The following is a 19,262-nucleotide window of genomic DNA, read 5'->3' as shown; positions in this document are numbered from 1 at the left end:
AGCGGGCCTCGGGTTTGTCGGCGTCATGACGCTCGGCGCGCATCACCAGGAACATCATCTGGCGATCGCCTCCGGCCGTTCGCCGCATGAGTGAGGCTCGGATTGCAAACCTGGCGAACGGCAGCGTTCTATCCTGCACCTTCACCGCCGCCTCGCGGTTCAGATGGCGGCAATTGCATCCGCAAGCATCGACCTGACCTGCCCCGCAACAGCCTTGAGATCCGCATTGTCTATGGCCGTCATGGACGCCTGCGGATCAATGGCGGACACTTCGATCCCGCCCTCTGTCTCGCGCAGGATCACATTGCAGGGCAGCATCGCCCCTACCTTGGGCTCCATGCCGATGGCCTGCCAGGCCATGTTCGGGTTGCAGGCACCAAGGATCAGGTAACCCGGCATGTCCTTGTCGAGTTTTTTCTTCATCGTCGCCTTCACGTCGATTTCGGTCAGAACGCCGAAACCGGCCTTCGACAAGGCATCGCGGGTACGGGCCTCAATGTCGGCGATGGAAGCGCCGTCGAAAGTTCTGTCCAAGGTGTAACTCATGACAACTCTCCCTGTTTCCGGGTTTATTTGCTCAGGTACTTGATCAACGCGGCGATGACCAGGATGACCAGCACGAGGATCAGAATCATCCAAAGTCCGCCAAATCCCATGCCCATGCCCATGCCGTTCATCTCCTCACTTGCTTGCCGTTTGTCAGGCGGAGGCCGCCGGATCTGTTTTCTTCAATCGCCAATCTGCCGGCAGAAAATCACTTGCTTCAGGGTGCTCAAATCCTCGCTTTTCTCAGCCGCAAGGCATTGACGACCACGGAGATCGACGAGGCACTCATGGCAAAAGCAGCGAACATCGGGCTGATCAGGATACCGAAGGCCGGATACAGCACCCCGGCGGCAACAGGCACGCCACAGGCGTTGTAGATCAGCGCAAAAAACAGGTTCTGGCGGATGTTGTGCATCGTGGCGCGCGACAGCCTGCGGGCACGGACGATGCCGTCCAGGTTACCTTTGACCAGCGTGAAACCGGCCGATTCAATCGCGACATCCGCGCCGGTTCCCATGGCGATGCCAACGTCGGCCTGGGCAAGTGCGGGCGCATCGTTCACGCCGTCGCCCGCCATGGCGACCTTGCGGCCCTCGCCCTGCAGTTCGCTGATGATGCGCGCCTTGTCTTCGGGAAGCACGTCGGCGCGGATCTCGTCGATTCCCAGCCTTGCCGCCACGGCTTTCGCGGTGCGTTCGTTGTCGCCGGTGGCCATGATGATCCGGAAACCGAGCTCGTGCAGTGCCTGAAGGGCCGCGGGCGTGGTTTCCTTCATGGGATCGGCGACGCTTACGAGCCCGGCGACGGCGCCTTCAAGAACGACGAACATCACCGTCTCGCCCTCGTCCCGCCGCGCGTTCGCCAGGTCCGTCAGCCCGGACACCTGCAACCCGAGCTCCTCGATCAGTTTCAGATTGCCCAAGGCAACAGACTTGCCGTCGACTGTTCCCCTGACGCCCTTGCCGGTTACGGCCTCGAAATCGCTTGCCTCTCCAAGGGAGACGCCACGCTCCTCGGCGCCAGTAACAATCGCCTCGGCCAACGGATGCTCCGACCCTCTTTCCAGGGTCGCGGCAAGGCGCAGAACCTCGGTTTCGTCATGCCCCTCTCCGGGCAGCACGGCGGTCAGCCGGGGTTTGCCCTCCGTCAGCGTGCCGGTCTTGTCGACGATCAGCGTGTCGACCTGTTCGAAACGTTCCAGCGCCTCGGCATTCTTGATCAGGACCCCTTTCTGCGCCCCCCGTCCCGTGGCCGTCATGATCGACATCGGTGTCGCCAGCCCAAGGGCGCAGGGGCATGCGATAATGAGCACGGCCACCGCGGCAATCAGAGCGTAGGACAAGGCCGGGTCCGGTCCCCAGATCGCCCAGCCGATGAAGGCAAGCACCGCGACGGCGATGACTGCCGGCACAAAGACCCCGGCGACCTTGTCGGCGTATTTCTGGATCGGAGCGCGGCTGCGCTGAGCTTTGGCCACCATCTCGACGATCTGGCTCAGCATGGTGTCGGCGCCGACGCGCGTCGCCTCCATGATCAGGCTCCCGGTCCCGTTGATGGTCGCCCCGGTCACCGGATCGCCCGGGGTTTTCTCCACAGGCACCGGCTCTCCCGTGATCATGCTTTCATCGATCGACGAGCGGCCATCGGTGACAACGCCGTCGACCGGCACCTTGTCGCCGGGGCGCACGCGCAGCCTGTCGCCGATCTTCACGTCTTCCAGCGGGATTTCTTCCTCGCTGCCGTCGGTGCGGATGACCCGGGCGGTCTTGGCCGCCATGTCCAGGAGCGCCCGGATGGCCTTGCCGGTTCCCTCGCGGGCGCGCAGTTCCATCACCTGGCCCAGCAGCACGAGCACAACGATCACGGCGGCGGCCTCGAAATAGACGCCGACATGGCCTTCCGCGTCGCGGAAGCCTTCCGGAAAGATGTCCGGCATCAGGACGGCGACAACGCTGAAAGACCAGGCGGCCATCACACCCATGGCGATCAGCGAAAACATGTTGAGGTTGAACGACCGGAACGAGTTCCAGCCGCGCACCAGAAACGGCCAGCCGCACCAGAGCACCACCGGTGTACCGAGTACCAGCTCGATCCAGAGGGTCGTGCGCTCGCCGAAGATTTCTCGCACGCCAGAGAGGCCCAGAAAGGGGCCCATGGTCAGGACAAGCAGGGGAACGGTGAAGGTGGCACCGACCCAGAGCCGGCGCGTGAAGTCCACAAGTTCCGGGTTTGGGCCCTCCTCTGCCATCGCGGCGCTTTCCAGTTCCAGCCCCATACCGCAGATCGGGCAAGCTCCCGGCTCGGTCTGGCGCACTTCCGGGTGCATCGGGCAGGTGTAAACCGCCCCTGCGTATCCGGTAGGAACCGTGTCGTATTGCCCCTCTTTCGAAGCCGCGCCACCACCATCCTGGCCATGAGCATGCCCGTGTCCATGATGGTGGTGATGGTGTTGTTCGGAACCGGCTTGGCCTTCGGGAACCAGATGCATTCCACATTTCGGGCAATCGCCCGGTTCGGCCTGCCTTATCTCGGGATGCATCGGACAGGTAAAAGCGATCTGTTCGCCCTGCCCGGGTTTCGTGGCCTGATCATGGGCATGCTGTTGCGACCGGGTCTTCATTCCAAACCTCCCGCAAGCGTCATTGCACCAGTCTTCCCGCAAGGCTTCGGACGTTGCAATGACCCATGTCATGACGGAAGCGACTTGTGATCGGGCCCTGGCCGAAAGCGAACCAACTGTCCTTCGCCCGCGAAGGGGCGAAGGCCTGCTCAGGCCGCCTGCTGAGCGGCGTCGTATCCTGCGGTCTTCAGTGCCTCCAGGATTTTCCCGGCCGGGAGCTGGCTTTCGATGTCGACGGTCCGGTTGTCCATGTCGAATTCCAGCTTTGCCGAACTGTCCGCACCCTTGACCGAACTGTCGATCGCCGCCTTGCAGTGGCCGCAGCTCATATCGGGGACGTGAAACTTCATGAGTGTTCTCCATTTTTGTGTTTCGAGACGAATATGGAGATTCCAGCTGCTGGAAGGTCAAGACCGCCGGCATTTTTAAAAAATACTTGTTCCGGCCTTGACCTTCCAGTGACTGGAAACCTTATTTCCGGCAGGAACCTGATAATCGGAGCCAACATGTCCAACGAACAGCACGCAACCCTTTCCATCGAAGGCATGTCCTGCGCCTCATGCGTCGGCCGGGTGGACCGTGCCCTGACAGCCCTGGAGGGCGTGAGCGACGTTTCAGTCAATCTGGCCAGCGAAACCGCAAGGCTCAAGGTTGACAGTCCCGAGCGCTTGAGCGAGGCGGCACAGCGCCTGACCGAGCTCGGTTATCCTGCCCGCGTGGCGAGCGTAACGCTCAATGTTTCCTCCATGTCCTGCGCCTCGTGCGTCGGACGCGTGGACCGGGCGCTGGCGGCCGTTCCCGGCGTGACGGAAGTGAACGTCAACCTCGCCTCCGAAACGGCGACGGTCACCTACCTGGAAGGCGCAACCGATCCGTCCGCACTTGCCAAAGTGGCGACGGACGCGGGATATCCTGCGGAAATCGCGCAAACCGGCGGAACGTTGGACCGCGCTGCCCGCAAGGAAGAAGAAGCGCAGGATCTCGCCCGCCGGGTAATCCTGGCCGCCGTGCTGGCCTTGCCGGTCTTTGTCATGGAAATGGGCAGTCATGTGATCCCCGGAATGCATGCCCTGATCGGGCAGACCATCGGACACCAGGCAAGCTGGCTGATCCAGTTCGTACTGACGACGGCGGTCCTCATCGGACCGGGCCGGCAATTCTATCTGAAAGGCATTCCGGCGCTTCTGAAGGGCGCGCCGGACATGAACAGCCTCGTTGCCGTGGGAACCGGCGCAGCCTATGCCTATTCGGTCATCGCTACGTTCCTCCCGAACCTGCTGCCGGACGAGGTGCGCGCGGTTTATTACGAGGCCGCGGCGGTGATCGTTGTCCTGATCCTGTTCGGACGGTTTCTGGAGGCCCGCGCCAAGGGACGCACGGGTGCCGCCATCCAGAAGTTGTTGGGCTTGCAGGTCCGCACCGCGCGGGTCCTGCGCAACGGCGAAACGGTCGAACTTGCCATCGAAGAGCTGAAGACGGGTGACATCGTCGTCGTCCGCCCGGGCGAGCGTATCGCCGTCGACGGCGAAGTGACGGAAGGCGAGAGCCACGTCGACGAGAGCATGATCACCGGCGAACCGCTGCCGGTCGCGAAGAAAGCGGGCGGAGCAGTGACCGGCGGCACGGTGAACGGCGCGGGCTCGTTCCAGTTCCGGGCCACAAGGGTGGGTGCCGACACTACGCTGGCGCAGATCATCCGCATGGTTGAGGAAGCCCAAGGGGCCAAACTGCCGATCCAGGGGCTAGTCGACAAGATCACGCTCTGGTTCGTGCCGGTCGTGATGGCTGTTGCCGCCCTGACGGTACTGGTCTGGCTGGTCCTCGGCCCCGATCCGGCATTGACGCTGGCGCTTGTTGCCGGGGTCTCCGTGCTGATCATCGCCTGCCCCTGTGCCATGGGCCTGGCGACGCCCACCTCGATCATGGTCGGCACCGGCCGGGCTGCCGAGATGGGAGTTCTGTTCCGTAAGGGCGATGCCCTTCAGGAGCTGACCTCGGTCGGTGTGGTCGCGCTGGACAAGACAGGCACCGTAACGGAAGGCCGTCCGGAACTGACCGATCTGGTGCTGGCGGGAGGCTTCGACCGGGCCGACGTACTGGCCCGCGTCGCCGCCGTCGAGGACCGCTCGGAACATCCGATTGCGGAAGCCATCGTCCGCGCCGCACGCGCCGAGGGATCGGCCCAATTCGAGATCTCCGAATTCGCCTCGATTACGGGCTACGGAGTGCGGGCACAGGCAGGCGGCGCAGACGTGCTTGTCGGCGCGGACCGCCTGATGAAGCGCGAGGGAATCGACCTCGGCCCGCTGGCAGAAATCGAAACCGATCTGGCCCGGCGTGGCCGCACCGCGCTTTTTGCCGCGATCGACGGCCGCATCGCGGCGGTTCTGGGCGTCGCTGACCCGGTGAAACCTGCAAGCCGGGCGGCAATTGCAGCCCTGCACGCGCAGGGTCTGAAGGTTGCGATGATCACGGGCGACAAGCGTGAGACCGCTGAAGCGATTGCTGCGGAAACCGGTATCGACCACGTCGTCGCGGGTGTCCTGCCCGACGGCAAGGTGGCGGCTCTCGACCAGTTGCGCGAAGGCGGGCGGAAGATCGCCTTTGTCGGCGACGGCATCAACGATGCCCCTGCGCTGGCCCATGCGGACGTCGGCATTGCCATCGGCACGGGAACGGATGTCGCCATCGAATCCGCCGACGTGGTGCTGATGTCGGGTGATTTGCGCGGTGTCGTGAACGCTTTCGAAGTGTCGAAGCGGACGATGACGAATATCCGGCAGAACCTGTTCTGGGCGTTCGGCTACAACACCGCGCTGATCCCGGTGGCCGCCGGCGTGCTCTATCCGGCCTTCGGGCTGCTGCTGTCACCGGTGCTGGCGGCGGCGGCCATGGCTCTTTCGTCGGTATTCGTCCTGACCAACGCCCTGCGTCTGCGCCGGGTCAAACCTCCGATGGACGAAGCGAAAGCGCCGGAAGCACCCCGCGTGAGCGCCCTGGCGGAAGCAGCACAATAGGAGAGAGAGAAATGAACATCGGAGATGTTTCAAACCTGTCCGGCGTTCCGGCCAAGACCATCCGCTATTACGAGGATATCGGCCTGGTCAAGCCCTTGCGGACGGACAACGGTTACCGCGACTTCCAGGAAAAGGACCTCCACCAGCTGGCCTTCCTCGGCCGGGCCAGAACCCTCGGGTTTTCGATAGAGGATTGCAGAAACCTGCTGGAACTCTACGAGGACAACAGCCGGGCAAGCGCGGACGTGAAAAAGATCGCCGAAACGCATCTGGCACGGATTGAAGAGAAGATCTCGCAACTCCAGTCCATGAGGACCACGCTGGCCCACCTGATTGATACCTGCACCGGGGACCATCGCCCTGATTGTCCGATCCTGGACGATCTCAGCCAGTCTTCCCCGGTTTCTGCAAAGACGGGAAACAACGGTGCCGCATGAGTTCAGCCGCTTGTCAATGCGGTAACCGAACTCACGTATCCTGACGGAAGATGACGCGGTGGCTCCGCAGGAGCCCTGCGTCATGAATGCCGGAAATCCGTTCAGAAAGTCAAAGCAGATGCCGGAAACCCAGATCCAAACACAGATCGAAACACAGGTTGGGCACCGGTATTCACGATTGCAGATACTGCTGCACTGGTCGGTCGTCATCCTGGTCCTTGAGCAGTGGATCACCTCAAGTGCGATTCCGCGTACGCATGATCCGTTCCTGACGCCGTCCAAAGCCGATCTGCTCATGCATCTGATGCACAATTACGCCGGCATGCTGATCGGCACTCTCATGGTAATCCGGCTGGGGTTGTTGTTTCTGAACCCGAGACAGGTCGACCCCGGTCTCCCGCGCTGGCAGGCGGCAGCGGCACAGGCCGTGCATTGGGCGCTCTATCTTTCCCTGCTGGGTCAGGCCTCAACCGGTTTTGTTGCGTCCTATCTCTGGAAGGGCGCCGTGCCCTTCCACCAACTGTTCTGGACGCTGACGCTGTCCCTGGTGAGCTTGCATGTTCTTGCAGCAGCCTATCACCTTGTCCGGCAGGACGGTGTCGTCCGCAAGATGGTTCCTTGACAAACCTAGAGCCCGTCCCCGCGTGTGCGCCGGACAAGACCCAACGCGGCCCATCCGATGTTTCGCGCAATCTGAAAGTAACGTAAAGTCACCTGCGGACATTCCGCCAGAACGTACGATGTGCGGGACCAGAAGGAGACTTCCGGTGATTGAGATCTATTTCGAAAAGGGTTTTACCTACACCTGGAATCCACCGCAAAAAATTACCACCGACCCGCATGACGGATCCATTTTCCGCTCGGGCACAAGTCACCCGCCGAACCTCACCTACACGGGACTTCATCCGGGGTTCTTCGACGGGGTGACGCTGCCATCCACGCGCGGCATCGCGACAAATACCGCCATCCGCTATCGCTGGCTGAATTACGTTCATGGGCGCACAGCCTATGTCCGCTCGACAAACACCGACGTTCTGACGGGCTTCATGAGCGGATGCTGGATCTGTTCCTGGTCCGAACATGGTCATCGACGGGTCGGACACATCGGCACGGTCGACTTTGCGGCCAGGGACGCGGCCCCGAACAGCACCGTGAAACAGGCCTTCGCCGCCAGCCCCGCCATGCAGGTCGGGTCCCACATTCGCGGCTATAACCCCGCCGATGCCTGGGACGTCGCAGACATATTGCGCCTCACGAACCAGACCAAAATCGTGACCCAATCCCTGATCATGAGCCTGGTGAACACCCGCAACGAGTTCTATTCCATCCTCATGATGCAAACCATCGCGCCGGGCAAATGGATCTGCGGTGGCAAGAAAAGGGTCCACGGCCACCACAGGGGAACGCTCCAGGCCGCGTTGGCCTAGGCGCCCCTGTTACCCCCGGCCCACGAACGGCATTTTTGTTGCCATCACCGTCATGGACAGGACGTTGGCGTCGAGCGGCAGACCGGCCATATAGACGACGGCCTCGGCAACATGCACCGGATCCATGGTCGCTTCGCTTGCCATTTCTCCGTTGGCCTGCAGAACCCCGGCGCTCATCGCCGCCGTCATGTCGCTCGCGGCATTGCCGATATCGATCTGGCCACAGGCGATATCGAAGGGACGGCCATCCAGCGCGGTGGATTTGGTGAGGCCCGTGATGGCGTGTTTGGTCGCTGTATAAGGCGCCGAATTCGGCCTTGGTGTTGTCGCTGAAATCGAGCCGTTGTTGATGATGCGGCCGCCGCGCGGGTCCTGTGACTTCATCAGCCGAAAGGCCTCCTGGGTGCACAGGAACGCACCTGTCAGGTTGGCGGAGACGACGTTGCTCCATTCCTCAAAAATGATCTCTTCCAGCGGCACCGAGGAATTGAACATGCCGGCATTGTTGACCAGAAGATCCAGACGGCCGAAGGTTCGCGCAATTTCCCCGAAAAGGGCCTTGACCGACGCGGGATCGCCGACGTCCGCGGCAAGCGGCTTTACCTCGTTGCCTGTTTCAACGGATAGTTCGCTCGCTGCCGCCTCAAGCACTTCCAACCGGCGGCCTGCGATGACGACCGTCCAGCCCTCGGCGCTCAGGGCGCGGGAAATGGCCTTGCCGACGCCGGTGCCGCCACCGGTTACCAACGCGATTTTCCCCGTCACATCGAAACTGCCGTCGCTCATGCGTTCGTGCCTTCCAGTTCGTCTTCCAGATGAATCCTGATAATTTCGTCGAAGCTTGTTTCGGCCGCAAAGCCGAGGTCTGCCGCCCGCCGGGCCTCGAAATCGGTCGGCCAGCCGGCCACGATCTTCTGAATGGCCGGGTCCGGCTCGCGGCGGATCAGCTTCGCCGCGCTTTCCCCCGCCACCCGGCGCAGAGCCTCGATTTCTTCCCCAACGGTCGCCGACAGTCCCGGCATGGTCAGATTACGCCGGTGACCGATGCAAGCGGTGTCGATGCGGGCGGCATGAACGAAAAAGCCGACGGCAGCGCGAGGGCTTGCGAACCAGTGACGCACGCTGTCATCGACCGGCAGCACGGCCTCCTGCCCCACGAGCGGTTCGCGCAGGATGTTGGAAAAGAACCCGGAGGCGGCCTTGTTCGGCTTGCCCGGCCGGATGCAGACCGTTGGCAGGCGGATGCCGATGCCGTCGAAGATGCCCTTGCGGGTGTAGTCCGCCAGCAGCAGCTCGGTGATCGCCTTTTGCGTGCCGTAGCTCGTCAGGGGCGTTGTATGAAACTCGTCGCCGATCGTTTCCGGGAAGGGCTGGCCGAAAACGGCCAACGAAGACGCGAAAATGACACGCGGAAAATAGGGCTCGCGCAGATTTTCGATGCGAATGGCTTCAAACAGCGCCCGGCTGCCGTCCAGGTTGACCGCATAACCCTTTTCGAAATCGGCTTCCGCCTCCCCGGAGACGATCGCCGCCAGATGAAATATGACGTCCGGTCGGCCCGTGATCAGTTTCTCGGGTTCACCGGCTTTGGCAAGATCCATCGTGAGCGCCGTCGAAACCTCCTGAAGGGCAGATGGCACCGGTGGCTCGATGGCATCGGCGAGCGTCAGCCTGTCGACCTCGAAACCGAAGACTTCCTGATCCGCCGCCAGCTTTTCAACCAGCTTGCGGCCGACCATCCCGGCGGCACCTATCACGAGTACATGCATCCGCGTCTCTCCTCCCTGCCAGCCAATTCTTGTCTTTCCCCGAATCTAGCGCGGCGCAGTGCCGGAACGCTACCATTCTTTCATATCTCCGCAAGTATCAATGCGCCAACCTAAACCCGGCCATCCACCAGCAAAGCGAGGCTCATAAGCCGGTTATTCTCCCCGTGTCTCGCCAAGGGATTGGGCGGCATCGATCTCGCTGTGGAGACGTTCGGCTTCCTTGACCGACGGCGTGATGAAGCGGCCAAGCAGCAGATAGGCGACGGGGGTCAGAAACAGCGTGGAAAGCGTTGCCAGCCCCAGGCCGCCGACGATGACATAACCGAGAGCGATGCGGGCTTCCGCCCCCGCGCCACTTGCCATGATCAGCGGCACACCGCCGACGATGGTGCAGATCATGGTCATCATCACCGGCCGCAGGCGGATGTTGGCGGCGTTCTCGATGGCCTCGCGTACCCCCTGCCCCCGGTCGCGCAGCTGGTTGGCGAATTCGACGATCAGGATGCCGTTCTTGGCCATGATGCCGACCAGAAGCACAAGACCGATCTGCGAGTAGACGTTCAGCGTCGTGCCGGTCAGAAGCATTGCATAGACCGCGCAGGCAAGGCCCAGAGGCACGGTCGCCATGATGATGATGGCGCTGACGAAGCTTTCGAACTGGGCGGCCAGCACCAGCAGGATGATGACAATGGCAAAGCCGAAGATTCGGGCCATGCTCGAGGATTGCTCGCCGAGGGTCGCCGTCTCGGCAAGCGGAATGATGCGGGCTCCGGGCGGTAGCAGCGGTTCGGCAATCTTCAGAGCTTCCTCGTAGGCGTTGCCGAGGGCGAAATCGGGTGCGAGGCCGGAGGTGATGGCGACGGAACGCAGCTGCTGCTCGCGGGCAAGCGCCGGCGGAACGGCCTTTTCGACGAGGCTGGCGATGGTCGACACCGGCACGAAGCGCCCGTCCCCGGTCTTGATGAAGATATTCTCCAGATCCGTCGGATCATTGACCGGATTGGTGGTCGACACGAATTTGACGTCATATGCCTGATCGTTGATGAAGACCTGCCCGATCTTGCGACCGTCCAGCATGGCCTGCATGGCCGTCCCGAGACCGTTGATGTCGATGCCGAGATCGGAGGCGCGCTCCCGGTCGACGGAGACGGAGAGCTGCGGCTGCGTGGCTTCGCTCGACAGGCGCACCTGACGGAAGCGACGGTCCTGCTCCAATTCCGCGATGATCTTTTCGGCCGCAGCGCCAAGTTCGGCGTAGTCGTTGCTGCCGGCGACCGCGAACTGAAGACCGGACCCGGCCCCGCGGATCCTGAGAGAGTTGGGCTGAAAGGCAAAGGCGCGTACGCCCGGAACATTGCGGACCAGCCCCTGGACTTCCGACAGGATCTGCTGCTGCGACCGGCTGCGTTCTTCCCAGGGTGCCAGACGCATGACGATGAAACCGCTGTTCTTCGACCCGCCGGTACCTGCAATGGAAAAGATGCTCGTGATTTCACCGTTTTCCCGGAAAGGCTCCAGAAGGGTCTCGATCTCGTGCATCTGCCCGGAAAGATAATCAAGGCTGACCCCTTGCGGGGCCGAAACGCGCATGAAGGCGATGGACCTGTCCTCGGACGGTGTCAGCTCCGACTTGATGGTGCCGAACATTACGCCGGCGGAGGCGGCGAAGAGGACCGAGACCGCGACAACGACGATGGGCGCGTCCAGGCAGGCGTGCAGGCAACGGCGATAGAGCGCACGCAGGAAGCGGCTGATACCGCCGACGGACCCGTCGTGTCCGTTGTCCGTCTTGCGCTTGCCGCTTTTGTCCGTGCCGGACTTCAGGATACGGGACGCCAGCATCGGGCACAGGGAAAGCGCCACGATGGAGGAAAGGAACACGGCAATGGCGAGCACGAAACCGAATTCACGGAAAAGGCCGCCCGTCTGCCCCGGCAGGAACGAGAGTGGTACGAAGACCGCGATCAGTGTCGCGGTTGTCGCCAGAACGGCAAAGAACACTTCCTCCGTTCCGAGCACGGCGGCCGCACGCGGACCCATGCCCTCGTTGCGCCGGCGCACGATGTTTTCCAGCACCACGATTGCATCGTCCACGACCAGACCGGTCGCAAGCACAAGCGCAAGCAGCGTCAGGATGTTGATGGAAAAACCGGCGATATAGATCGCTGCCAGCGTGCCGATCAGGGCGACTGGCAAAGACACGCCGGGAATGAGGGTGGCGCGCCAGTCCCACAGGAAAATGTAGATGATCAGGAGAACGATGCTGACGGCAATCGCCAGTGCGATCTCGACCTCGTGGATGGCGCCGTTGATGAAGGTGGCGTCGTCGCTGGTCACTTCCAGCGTCGTGCCCTCCGGCAGGTTTTCCTGGATGCGTTCGGCGGCCGCGCGCACGCCTTCGGAAATCTCCAGCGTGTTCGACTGTGCGGAGCGTATGACGCCAAGACCGATGCCCGATTTTCCGTTGGCCCGAAGCTGCGTCTGGCCCAGATCCGGGCCGAGCGTGACATCGACGAAATCCCGGAGCCGTGCCTTCCGGTTGATGATGATGTTCTCGAAGGCTTCCGGCGTATTGATCGAGGCGGTTGCACGTACGATCAGGTCCTGGTTGCGGCTGGTCAACGAGCCGGCAGGCGTGTCGAAGGCCATCGAGGACAGGGCCCGGGCGACATCGGCAATGGTCAGGTTCAGGCTCGCCATCTTGGCCTGATCGATGTCGATCCGGAAAATCTTGTCCCGGTCGCCATAGACCTGGACATCGGCGACGCCCGGCACGGCGGCAAGCATGTCGGCGATCCGGTCTTCCACCAGCACCGTCATGTCCTCCACCGACATACGGCCGGAGGTGAGCGCCAGGCGGACCACCGGCTGGGCGTTGGCATCCGCCTTGATGATCCGCGAAGGTTCCGCGTCCTCCGGCAGGTCGTTGGTGATACGGCCGAGCGCGTCGCGCATGTCGGAGGCTGCGACATCCAGATCGACATCGCCGGAAAACTCGACGACAACCCGGCTCCGTCCGAAGGACGAGGTGGAGGAGATTGCCTTGACGCCGGAAACGCGCGCGACGGCGCCTTCGATGACACCGGTCACCTCGCGGTCGATGGTTTCGGCAGCCGCCGCCGGATAGTTCGTCCTGACGGTGATCACCGGGCGATCGACATCGGGCAGTTCGCGAACTTCGACACCGAAGAGGGCGGCAATGCCGGCAACGACGATCAGCATGTTGATCACGAAGGCCAGCACCGGGCGGCGCACAAACAGGCCGGTAAACCCGAGATCCTTCAGGTGGTCCATGTTCATCGGAACCTCCCGCGCTTCACGAACCGCTGCCGGCGCCGGGTTTCGGCGGAGTGTCGGCGGCCGGGGCCTGTTTGCGTCCGGCAATCGTCAGTTCCGCCCCCTGACGCACCAGATGCAGACCTTCGGTCACGACATCGTCCTCCTCCGTCAGCCCGGCATCGACAAGCACGCTGTCGGCATTGCGCTGGATGATGTTCACCGGAACGCGCGCGCCCTTGCCGTCGCGCACGGCCCAGACGAAGGCGCCATCCGATCCCCATTGGATCGCCAGCGGATCGACCGCCGGATATTTGTCGCCCGGAAACTTCATCAGCACCTGGAACGACATGCCGGCCCGAAGCTTGTCTTCGATGTTGGGAAACCGTGCCCGGACCTGCAAAGTCCGGGAAGCAATGTCGATGCGGTTGTCGACGGCACTGATCACGCCGTGAAAGGTCTCGCCCGGACGGGCAATTGAAGTGGCGGTCAGGCTCGACCCGACCCTCACCGCAGAGGCGTAGCGCTCTGGCACCCAGAAATCGACAAGGATTTCGCTGCGATCGTCAATGGTGGCGATAACAGTCTGCGAGGTGACATAATTGCCGGCCGTGATCGGCAGGATGCCCACGGTCCCGGAGATGGGGGTCTCGATTGATCTCCTTGAAAGAGCCAGCTCCGCCTGCCGCAATTCCAGCCGCGCGTTTTCAACGACGAGTTCGGCGTCGTTCACCTGGACGGCGGTTGCGGTGTTGGTCTTTTGCAGCACCTGCATGCGCTTCAGCCGTGCCTCGGCATCCTTGAGCGCGTTGGCCGCCCGCTCGACCGCAATCTGCTCCGCCTCGGAATCAAGCCTGGCAACAACGTCCCCCGGCTTCACCGCTGCGCCGGACTTGACCAGCAGCTCCGTCATTCTGCCGCTGGTGTAGGGGGTCACCTCGACGGATTGCAGCGCAGTACTGGTGCCGATGGCCGACAGGCGGTCGTTGATGGTGATTTCAACCACGGGCGTGGTAACGACTGCGCCTTGCGGGCCGCCTTGTCCCCTGCCGGGTTTGCCGCCGTTGCCGGCCGCGGTATCGGCAACGGTAGCGGGCAGCCAGTCGAGCCCCAGGCGCGCCAGCTGCTCACCGGCGCCTGGGTAGTAACGCACCCACAATCCGGCAGCCACGACCGACACAACCAGGGCCAGCAAGAGCTGTTTCCAAACCGACAATCACCACTCCAATCAGAGCTTGCAGACCAAACTCCAATCAGTTGGCCTTTCAAGTGTTTTCTACGGCAAATCCCGTATCTCAACAATCGATATAGTGTAGCAAATTCTGCTCTGAAGGGTGGCAACAGGCAAGGCCGGTGCAGCCGCCACGGCCCGCACCGGCATTTGCGTCAGACTGGGGCTCCATCGCCTGGAGCGCTCACTCGGTCCCGTCCATTGCCGCCACGCGGCGCATGGAGGCCTGGCGCGTCTGGAGCTGGCGGCGGACGAAGGCAATGATAAAGACGGTCGTCAGGATCAGGACGATGGTCGGCGCCGGCGCACTGTCGAGGAAGAAACTGGCATAGGTGCCCGCCAGCATGGAGGCCATGCAGACCAGCACGGAGACCCAGAGCATGGTGCCGAAGGTCCTGACCAGCAGAAAGGCGATAGCGCCCGGTGCGATCAGAAGACCGACCGCCAGGATGAGGCCGGCCGCCGACAGCGTGGCGACAATGGTCAGGGAAAGCGCGGCCAGCAAGCCGTAGTGCAACAGGTTCACCGGCAGTCCGCAGGCGCGCGCCTGGGCGGGGTCGAAACTGTGCAGCAGAAGATCCCTCCACTTGAGCACCAGCACACCGCCGACGAGAAGCGCGATGATGCCGGCGGTCAGCAGTTCGTGCGGCTCGACACCCAGCATGTTGCCGAAGAGGATATGATCCAGATGGGCGTTGGTCTTGATCGAGACGTAAAGCACGATCCCGATGCCGAACATGCCGGACATGACAACGCCCATGACCGTGTCCTGCTTGACGCGGCTGTTGCCGGACAGAAAGCCGGTCAGCAGCGCACAGACCATACCGGCCGCGAAGGCGCCGAGGATCAGCGGAAATCCGAAGATATAGGCCAGCACGATGCCGGGCAGCACCGCGTGGCTGACAGAGTCGCCCATCAGAGCCCAGCCCTTCATCACCAGGAAGCAGGACAGAAGCGCGGTCGGCACCGAGACGATCACGCAGATCAGGAAGGCGTTCTGCATGAAGCCGAATTTGAACGGCATCAGGAGCGTGTCGAGATCCATCAGACGGCTCCCTCCGGCCTGCTGCGCAGGGCCTCGGCGGCTTTGCGGCGCGCAGCCAGGAGGCCGTGTTTCGGCGCCAGGACGAAGGCCACAAGGAAGATAAGCGTCTGCAGCGTCACGATGATGCCACCGGTCGCACCGTCCAGGAAATAGCTGGCGTAAGCGCCCGTGAAACTGGTGAGCGCGCCTATGGCGACCGACATCATGATCAGGCGCGGAAAGCGGTCGCACAGGAGATAGGCCGTCGCGCCGGGCGTGACCACCATCGCGATCACCAGAAAGGCGCCCACCGTCTGCATGGCGGCAACAACGGAGGCGGACAGCAGCGTGAAGAAGATCGCTTTCAGGAGCCCCGGCCGCAGGCCGATGGTTCGTGCGTGGCTCTCGTCGAAGAAAGTGACCATCAGGTCCTTCCACTTGAGGATCAGGATCGACAGCGAGACGAAGCCGATGATGGCCAGCTGCAACGTATCCTCCGGCGTGATCGCCAGAATGTTGCCCATTGTGATGGTCTGAACGGAGACGGACATGGGATTGACGGAGACGATGAAGAGGCCGAGGCCGAAGAAGGAGGTGAAGATCAGGCCGATGATCACGTCGACCTTGAGGCCCGAGCGCTCCGACAGGAACAGCATGGCACCGGCCGCCAGCCCGCCGGCGATGAAGGCCCCGAGCGAAAACGGCAGGCCGATGATATAGGCGCCCGCGACCCCCGGCACCACCGAGTGGGACAGGGCATCGCCGATGAGCGACCAGCCCTTCAGCATCAGATAGGACGAGAGGAACGCACAAACCCCGCCGACCAGTGCGGACACCCACATGGCGTTGGTCATGTAGTTGTAGCCGAAGGGTTCCAGCAGAAGGTCGATCACTTGCGGACCTCGCTGGTCTGCACTTCGTCGCCGTATTGCACGAACGGCCGCTCGTCGTCGGTCAGGATGGTGACCTTGCGGTGGTCGCCATCGGTGTGCAGCGTCTGGTCGGAAATGGTGAAGTGGCGCAGGACGCCACCGAAGGCCTGTTCCAGGTTCTCCCTCGTGAAGGTTGTCGCCGTCTCGCCATGGGCCAGAACCGTGCCCTTCACCAGAACGGTCCGGTCGCAGAATTCGGGCACGGAGCCGAGATTGTGGGTTGAGACCAGCATCACCCTGCCCTCATCCCGGAGTTCACGCAGCAACGCGATGATCTGCTCTTCCGTCTTGACGTCGACGCCGGTGAACGGCTCGTCAAGCAGAATGACCTGCCCGTCCTGGGCAAGCGCGCGCGCCAGGAAGACGCGCTTGCGCTGACCGCCCGAGAGCTCCCCGATCTGGCGGTGACGGTAGTCCTGCATGTTGACGCGCCGGAGAGCTTCTTCAACCGCGTCATGATCGGCCTGTTTGGGCCGCCGCAGGAACCCCATGTGGCCGTAGCGGCCCATCATCACCACGTCTTCCACGAGAACGGGGAAAGTCCAGTCGACTTCCTCGGACTGAGGCACATAGGCGACGAGGTTCTTGCGCAGAGCCTCGCCGACCGTCAGGTCAAGAATGCGGATATCACCCTTCGCAGCCGGTACGAACCCCATGATGGCCTTGAAGAGAGTTGACTTGCCCGCCCCGTTCACGCCGACGAGTGCCGTCACCGTGCCGCGCGGGATTTCGAAACTGGCGTTCCACAGCGCGGTATGTCCGTTCCGGTAAGTGACGGTAACATCCTGAGCGGAAAGTCCGCCGTCTGCCGCTGGCGCGCGCATTTCCATTTCCGGTTCCTTGATGACATTCAGCATTCTCATCGTCCATTAAAGTCGAAATTGCGGGCGCAAGATACCGGATGGATGCGGCGAAGACGCCGCAGGTACGGCCGAGCGGTGCAAAGGCTCCGTTATTCGGCCGCCGATTTGAGACCTTCGACCACCGTCCCGGCCGTGACTTTCAGGAGATCGAGATAGGTCGGCACCTCGCCCCCCGCCTCGCTCAGGGAGTCCACGTAAAGGACACCGCCGTACTTCACCCCGGTTTCGCGGGCAACCTGCTCGGCCGGTGCGGTGTTGACAGTACTTTCGCAGAAGACAACGGGAATTTCGTTTTCGCGGACACCGTCGATGACCGATCGCACCTGTTGCGGCGTACCGACCTGATCTGCGTTCATCGGCCACAGATACAATTCCTTCATGCCGAAGTCGCGGGCAAGGTAGCTGAAAGCCCCTTCACAGGTCACGAGCCAGCGTTGCTCTTCCGGAATTTCGGCAATCGCCTCGCGCAGCGGTTCGATGGTAGCGCGCAGCTGTTCCTTGTAGGCAGCGGCATTCGCGGCATAGACGTCCGCATTGTCCGGGTCGTTTTCGGAAAAGGCTTCTACAATATTATCGATATAGATCAGAGCATTATCGAGCCCCATCCAGGCATGGGGGTTGGGCTTGCCTTCGTAGTCCCCTTCCGCGATCTCGATCGGGTCGATCCCCTCGGTCAAGGTTGCCGACGGGATATCGCCCAGGTTGGAAAGAAACTGCTCGAACCAGAGTTCCAGGTTCATGCCGTTCCATAGGATCAGATCGGCATCGGAAGCGCGAACGATATCTTGCGGCGTCGGCTCATAGCCGTGGATTTCCGCTCCGGGTTTCGTGATGGAAACCACATCGGCGGCTTCACCGGCGACATTCTGGGCAATATCCGCCAGGACGGTGAAAGTCGTCACCACCTTCATCCTGTCCTTGGCCAGGGAACCTGTCGCCAGACCTGCCCCGATTGCCACCAGGGACACTGTTACCACCAGTTTCTTGAGCATCATCGCTTCCTGTCATGAGTTCAACAGTTGCAAGTGATATTGCAAATCATTTGCAACTGTCAAGCTAGTTGCGAATGGCTCGCAATTTCATGAGCCATGAAAGTACCTGCGCCGGTGACAAGGGTGCCTTCAAAGACCCGGTTCGTATCCGGACTTGAGCTTTCCGAATTCAACGCGCCGCCTCAGTGAATGCCGGGCCCGTGAGCGCCAGCACTAGCGCCTTCCTTGACGACAGTGCCAAGAAACAGTCACGGCTCTCCTCCTCCTCCCGATCCCTGCGGAAAGAAGATCGAGGATGACGAAGTCCGACACTCGTCGCAAATAAAAACCGCCGGAGCTGTCCGGCGGTTTCAAGCGTTCCTTCAGAGAAGTGTCAGGCGGCGGCAACGCGGTTGAGGAAGGTTTCGATGCCTTCTTTCAGAGCCCGGCTGCGGGCGCTGAGATCGCCGGAGGCGTTCAGGACCTTGCCGGAGGCATCCTTTGTCTCCTCGACCGCCCGGGCGAGGCTTTCCATGTTGGATCGTACGGCCATGGTGCTTTGAGCCGCGCGCTGCACATTGCCGGAGATTTCCGTCGTGGCCGCCCCCTGCTGGGTGACGGCGGCGGAAATGCCCTGGGTATAGCCGTTGACCTCCTCCATCGTGCCGGAGATCGCCCCGATGGCGGTGACGGCATCGGCAGTGGACTCCTGGATGGTCTGGACCTGCGAGGAGATTTCCTCCGTCGCGCGAGACGTCTGCGTCGCCAGTTCCTTGACTTCCGCCGCCACGACCGCAAAGCCCTTGCCGGCTTCGCCAGCGCGCGCCGCCTCGATGGTGGCGTTCAGTGCCAGCAGGTTGGTCTGTTCGGCAATCGCCTGGATGAGTGTCACCACTTCGCCGATCTTGGTCGCGGCCTCTGCCAGGCCCTCGACCTTCTCGTTGGTCACCCGCGTACCGGTCGTGGCCCGGTCGACGATTTCGGTGGTCTGCGCGACCTGGCGGGAAATCTCGCCGATCGAGGCCGCCAGTTCTTCCGCGGCGCTGGCCACGGTCTGGACGTTGTTGGTGGTCTCGTTCGAGGAGGCCTGGGTCTCGCTAGCGTAGCCGGCACTGTCGCGGGCAATCTCGGTCAGGGCCTGGGCGGTTG

General features: G+C 62.3%; 16 protein-coding genes. 4 read left to right on the top strand and 12 right to left on the bottom strand.

From position 1 onward, the window contains the following. Positions 1-159 precede the first annotated feature (159 nt). From ACQY7U_RS12765 to ACQY7U_RS12755, 3 genes are all read right to left on the bottom strand, one after another. Positions 160-546, bottom strand: coding sequence for a DUF302 domain-containing protein (locus tag ACQY7U_RS12765; protein WP_428644991.1), 387 nt, complete (start codon positions 544-546; stop codon positions 160-162). A 226-nt stretch (positions 547-772) separates the two neighbouring features. After that, positions 773-3,085 (bottom strand): copper-transporting P-type ATPase, encoded by a 2,313-nt coding sequence (locus ACQY7U_RS12760; protein WP_428644993.1) that lies wholly within the window; start codon positions 3,083-3,085, stop codon positions 773-775. 230 nt (positions 3,086-3,315) lie between these two features. Beyond that, the gene (locus tag ACQY7U_RS12755) at positions 3,316-3,516 is read right to left on the bottom strand and encodes a heavy-metal-associated domain-containing protein (protein ID WP_428644989.1); all 201 of its coding nucleotides are present in this window, start codon (positions 3,514-3,516) and stop codon (positions 3,316-3,318) included. Positions 3,517-3,672: 156 nt separating this feature from the next. Between ACQY7U_RS12755 and ACQY7U_RS12750 the strand changes: the two genes are divergently transcribed. The 4 genes from ACQY7U_RS12750 to ACQY7U_RS12735 all read left to right on the top strand — a co-directional run bounded on the left by ACQY7U_RS12750 (position 3,673) and on the right by ACQY7U_RS12735 (position 8,047). Then, on the top strand, positions 3,673-6,183 hold the full coding sequence (locus ACQY7U_RS12750; RefSeq protein ID WP_428644987.1) for a heavy metal translocating P-type ATPase: 2,511 nt from the start codon (positions 3,673-3,675) through the stop codon (positions 6,181-6,183). 11 nt (positions 6,184-6,194) lie between these two features. After that, a complete protein-coding gene (gene cueR, locus ACQY7U_RS12745; RefSeq protein ID WP_428644985.1) occupies positions 6,195-6,620 on the top strand; it encodes a Cu(I)-responsive transcriptional regulator in 426 nt (141 codons plus the stop codon). A gap of 82 nt (positions 6,621-6,702) precedes the next feature. Continuing rightward, entirely contained in the window at positions 6,703-7,242 is a 540-nt protein-coding gene (locus ACQY7U_RS12740; RefSeq protein WP_428644983.1) for a cytochrome b, read from the top strand. Between the two features lie 145 nt (positions 7,243-7,387). Continuing rightward, positions 7,388-8,047 (top strand): hypothetical protein, encoded by a 660-nt coding sequence (locus tag ACQY7U_RS12735; protein WP_428644981.1) that lies wholly within the window; start codon positions 7,388-7,390, stop codon positions 8,045-8,047. Between the two features lie 9 nt (positions 8,048-8,056). Here the strand turns inward: ACQY7U_RS12735 and ACQY7U_RS12730 are convergent, their stop codons facing one another. From ACQY7U_RS12730 to ACQY7U_RS12690, 9 genes are all read right to left on the bottom strand, one after another. Next, positions 8,057-8,833 carry an SDR family oxidoreductase gene (locus ACQY7U_RS12730; RefSeq protein WP_428644979.1) on the bottom strand — a complete coding sequence of 259 codons (777 nt, stop codon included), beginning with the start codon at positions 8,831-8,833 and terminating at the stop codon, positions 8,057-8,059. Next, positions 8,830-9,816 carry a D-erythronate dehydrogenase gene (denD, locus tag ACQY7U_RS12725; protein WP_428644977.1) on the bottom strand — a complete coding sequence of 329 codons (987 nt, stop codon included), beginning with the start codon at positions 9,814-9,816 and terminating at the stop codon, positions 8,830-8,832. Before denD ends, ACQY7U_RS12730 begins: the two co-directional genes overlap by 4 nt. A gap of 153 nt (positions 9,817-9,969) precedes the next feature. Further along, positions 9,970-13,116, bottom strand: a complete 3,147-nt coding sequence (locus ACQY7U_RS12720) for an efflux RND transporter permease subunit (RefSeq protein ID WP_428644975.1) — start codon at positions 13,114-13,116, stop codon at positions 9,970-9,972. A 16-nt stretch (positions 13,117-13,132) separates the two neighbouring features. Next, positions 13,133-14,308, bottom strand: a complete 1,176-nt coding sequence (locus ACQY7U_RS12715; protein WP_428644973.1) for an efflux RND transporter periplasmic adaptor subunit — start codon at positions 14,306-14,308, stop codon at positions 13,133-13,135. A gap of 199 nt (positions 14,309-14,507) precedes the next feature. Next, complete coding sequence (locus ACQY7U_RS12710) at positions 14,508-15,368, bottom strand: metal ABC transporter permease (protein ID WP_428644971.1); 861 nt, start codon at positions 15,366-15,368, stop codon at positions 14,508-14,510. Next, entirely contained in the window at positions 15,368-16,240 is an 873-nt protein-coding gene (locus ACQY7U_RS12705) for a metal ABC transporter permease (RefSeq protein WP_428644969.1), read from the bottom strand. Before ACQY7U_RS12705 ends, ACQY7U_RS12710 begins: the two co-directional genes overlap by 1 nt. After that, positions 16,237-17,136: a manganese/iron ABC transporter ATP-binding protein gene (locus ACQY7U_RS12700; RefSeq protein WP_428644967.1), complete on the bottom strand. Its 900-nt coding sequence runs from the start codon at positions 17,134-17,136 to the stop codon at positions 16,237-16,239. The genes ACQY7U_RS12705 and ACQY7U_RS12700 overlap by 4 nt, the downstream gene beginning before the upstream one ends. Before the next feature lie 95 nt (positions 17,137-17,231). Beyond that, positions 17,232-18,137, bottom strand: coding sequence for a metal ABC transporter substrate-binding protein (locus tag ACQY7U_RS12695; RefSeq protein ID WP_428644965.1), 906 nt, complete (start codon positions 18,135-18,137; stop codon positions 17,232-17,234). A 370-nt stretch (positions 18,138-18,507) separates the two neighbouring features. Next, on the bottom strand, positions 18,508-19,262 hold a 755-nt coding region (locus ACQY7U_RS12690), incomplete at its 5' end, for a methyl-accepting chemotaxis protein (RefSeq protein ID WP_428644963.1).

The organism is Roseibium sp., assembly GCF_050301095.1.
Taxonomy (GTDB): Bacteria; Pseudomonadota; Alphaproteobacteria; order Rhizobiales; family Stappiaceae; genus Roseibium.
The sequence above is the reverse complement of the archived record's forward strand: the minus strand, read 5'-3'. Positions and strand labels throughout refer to the sequence as shown.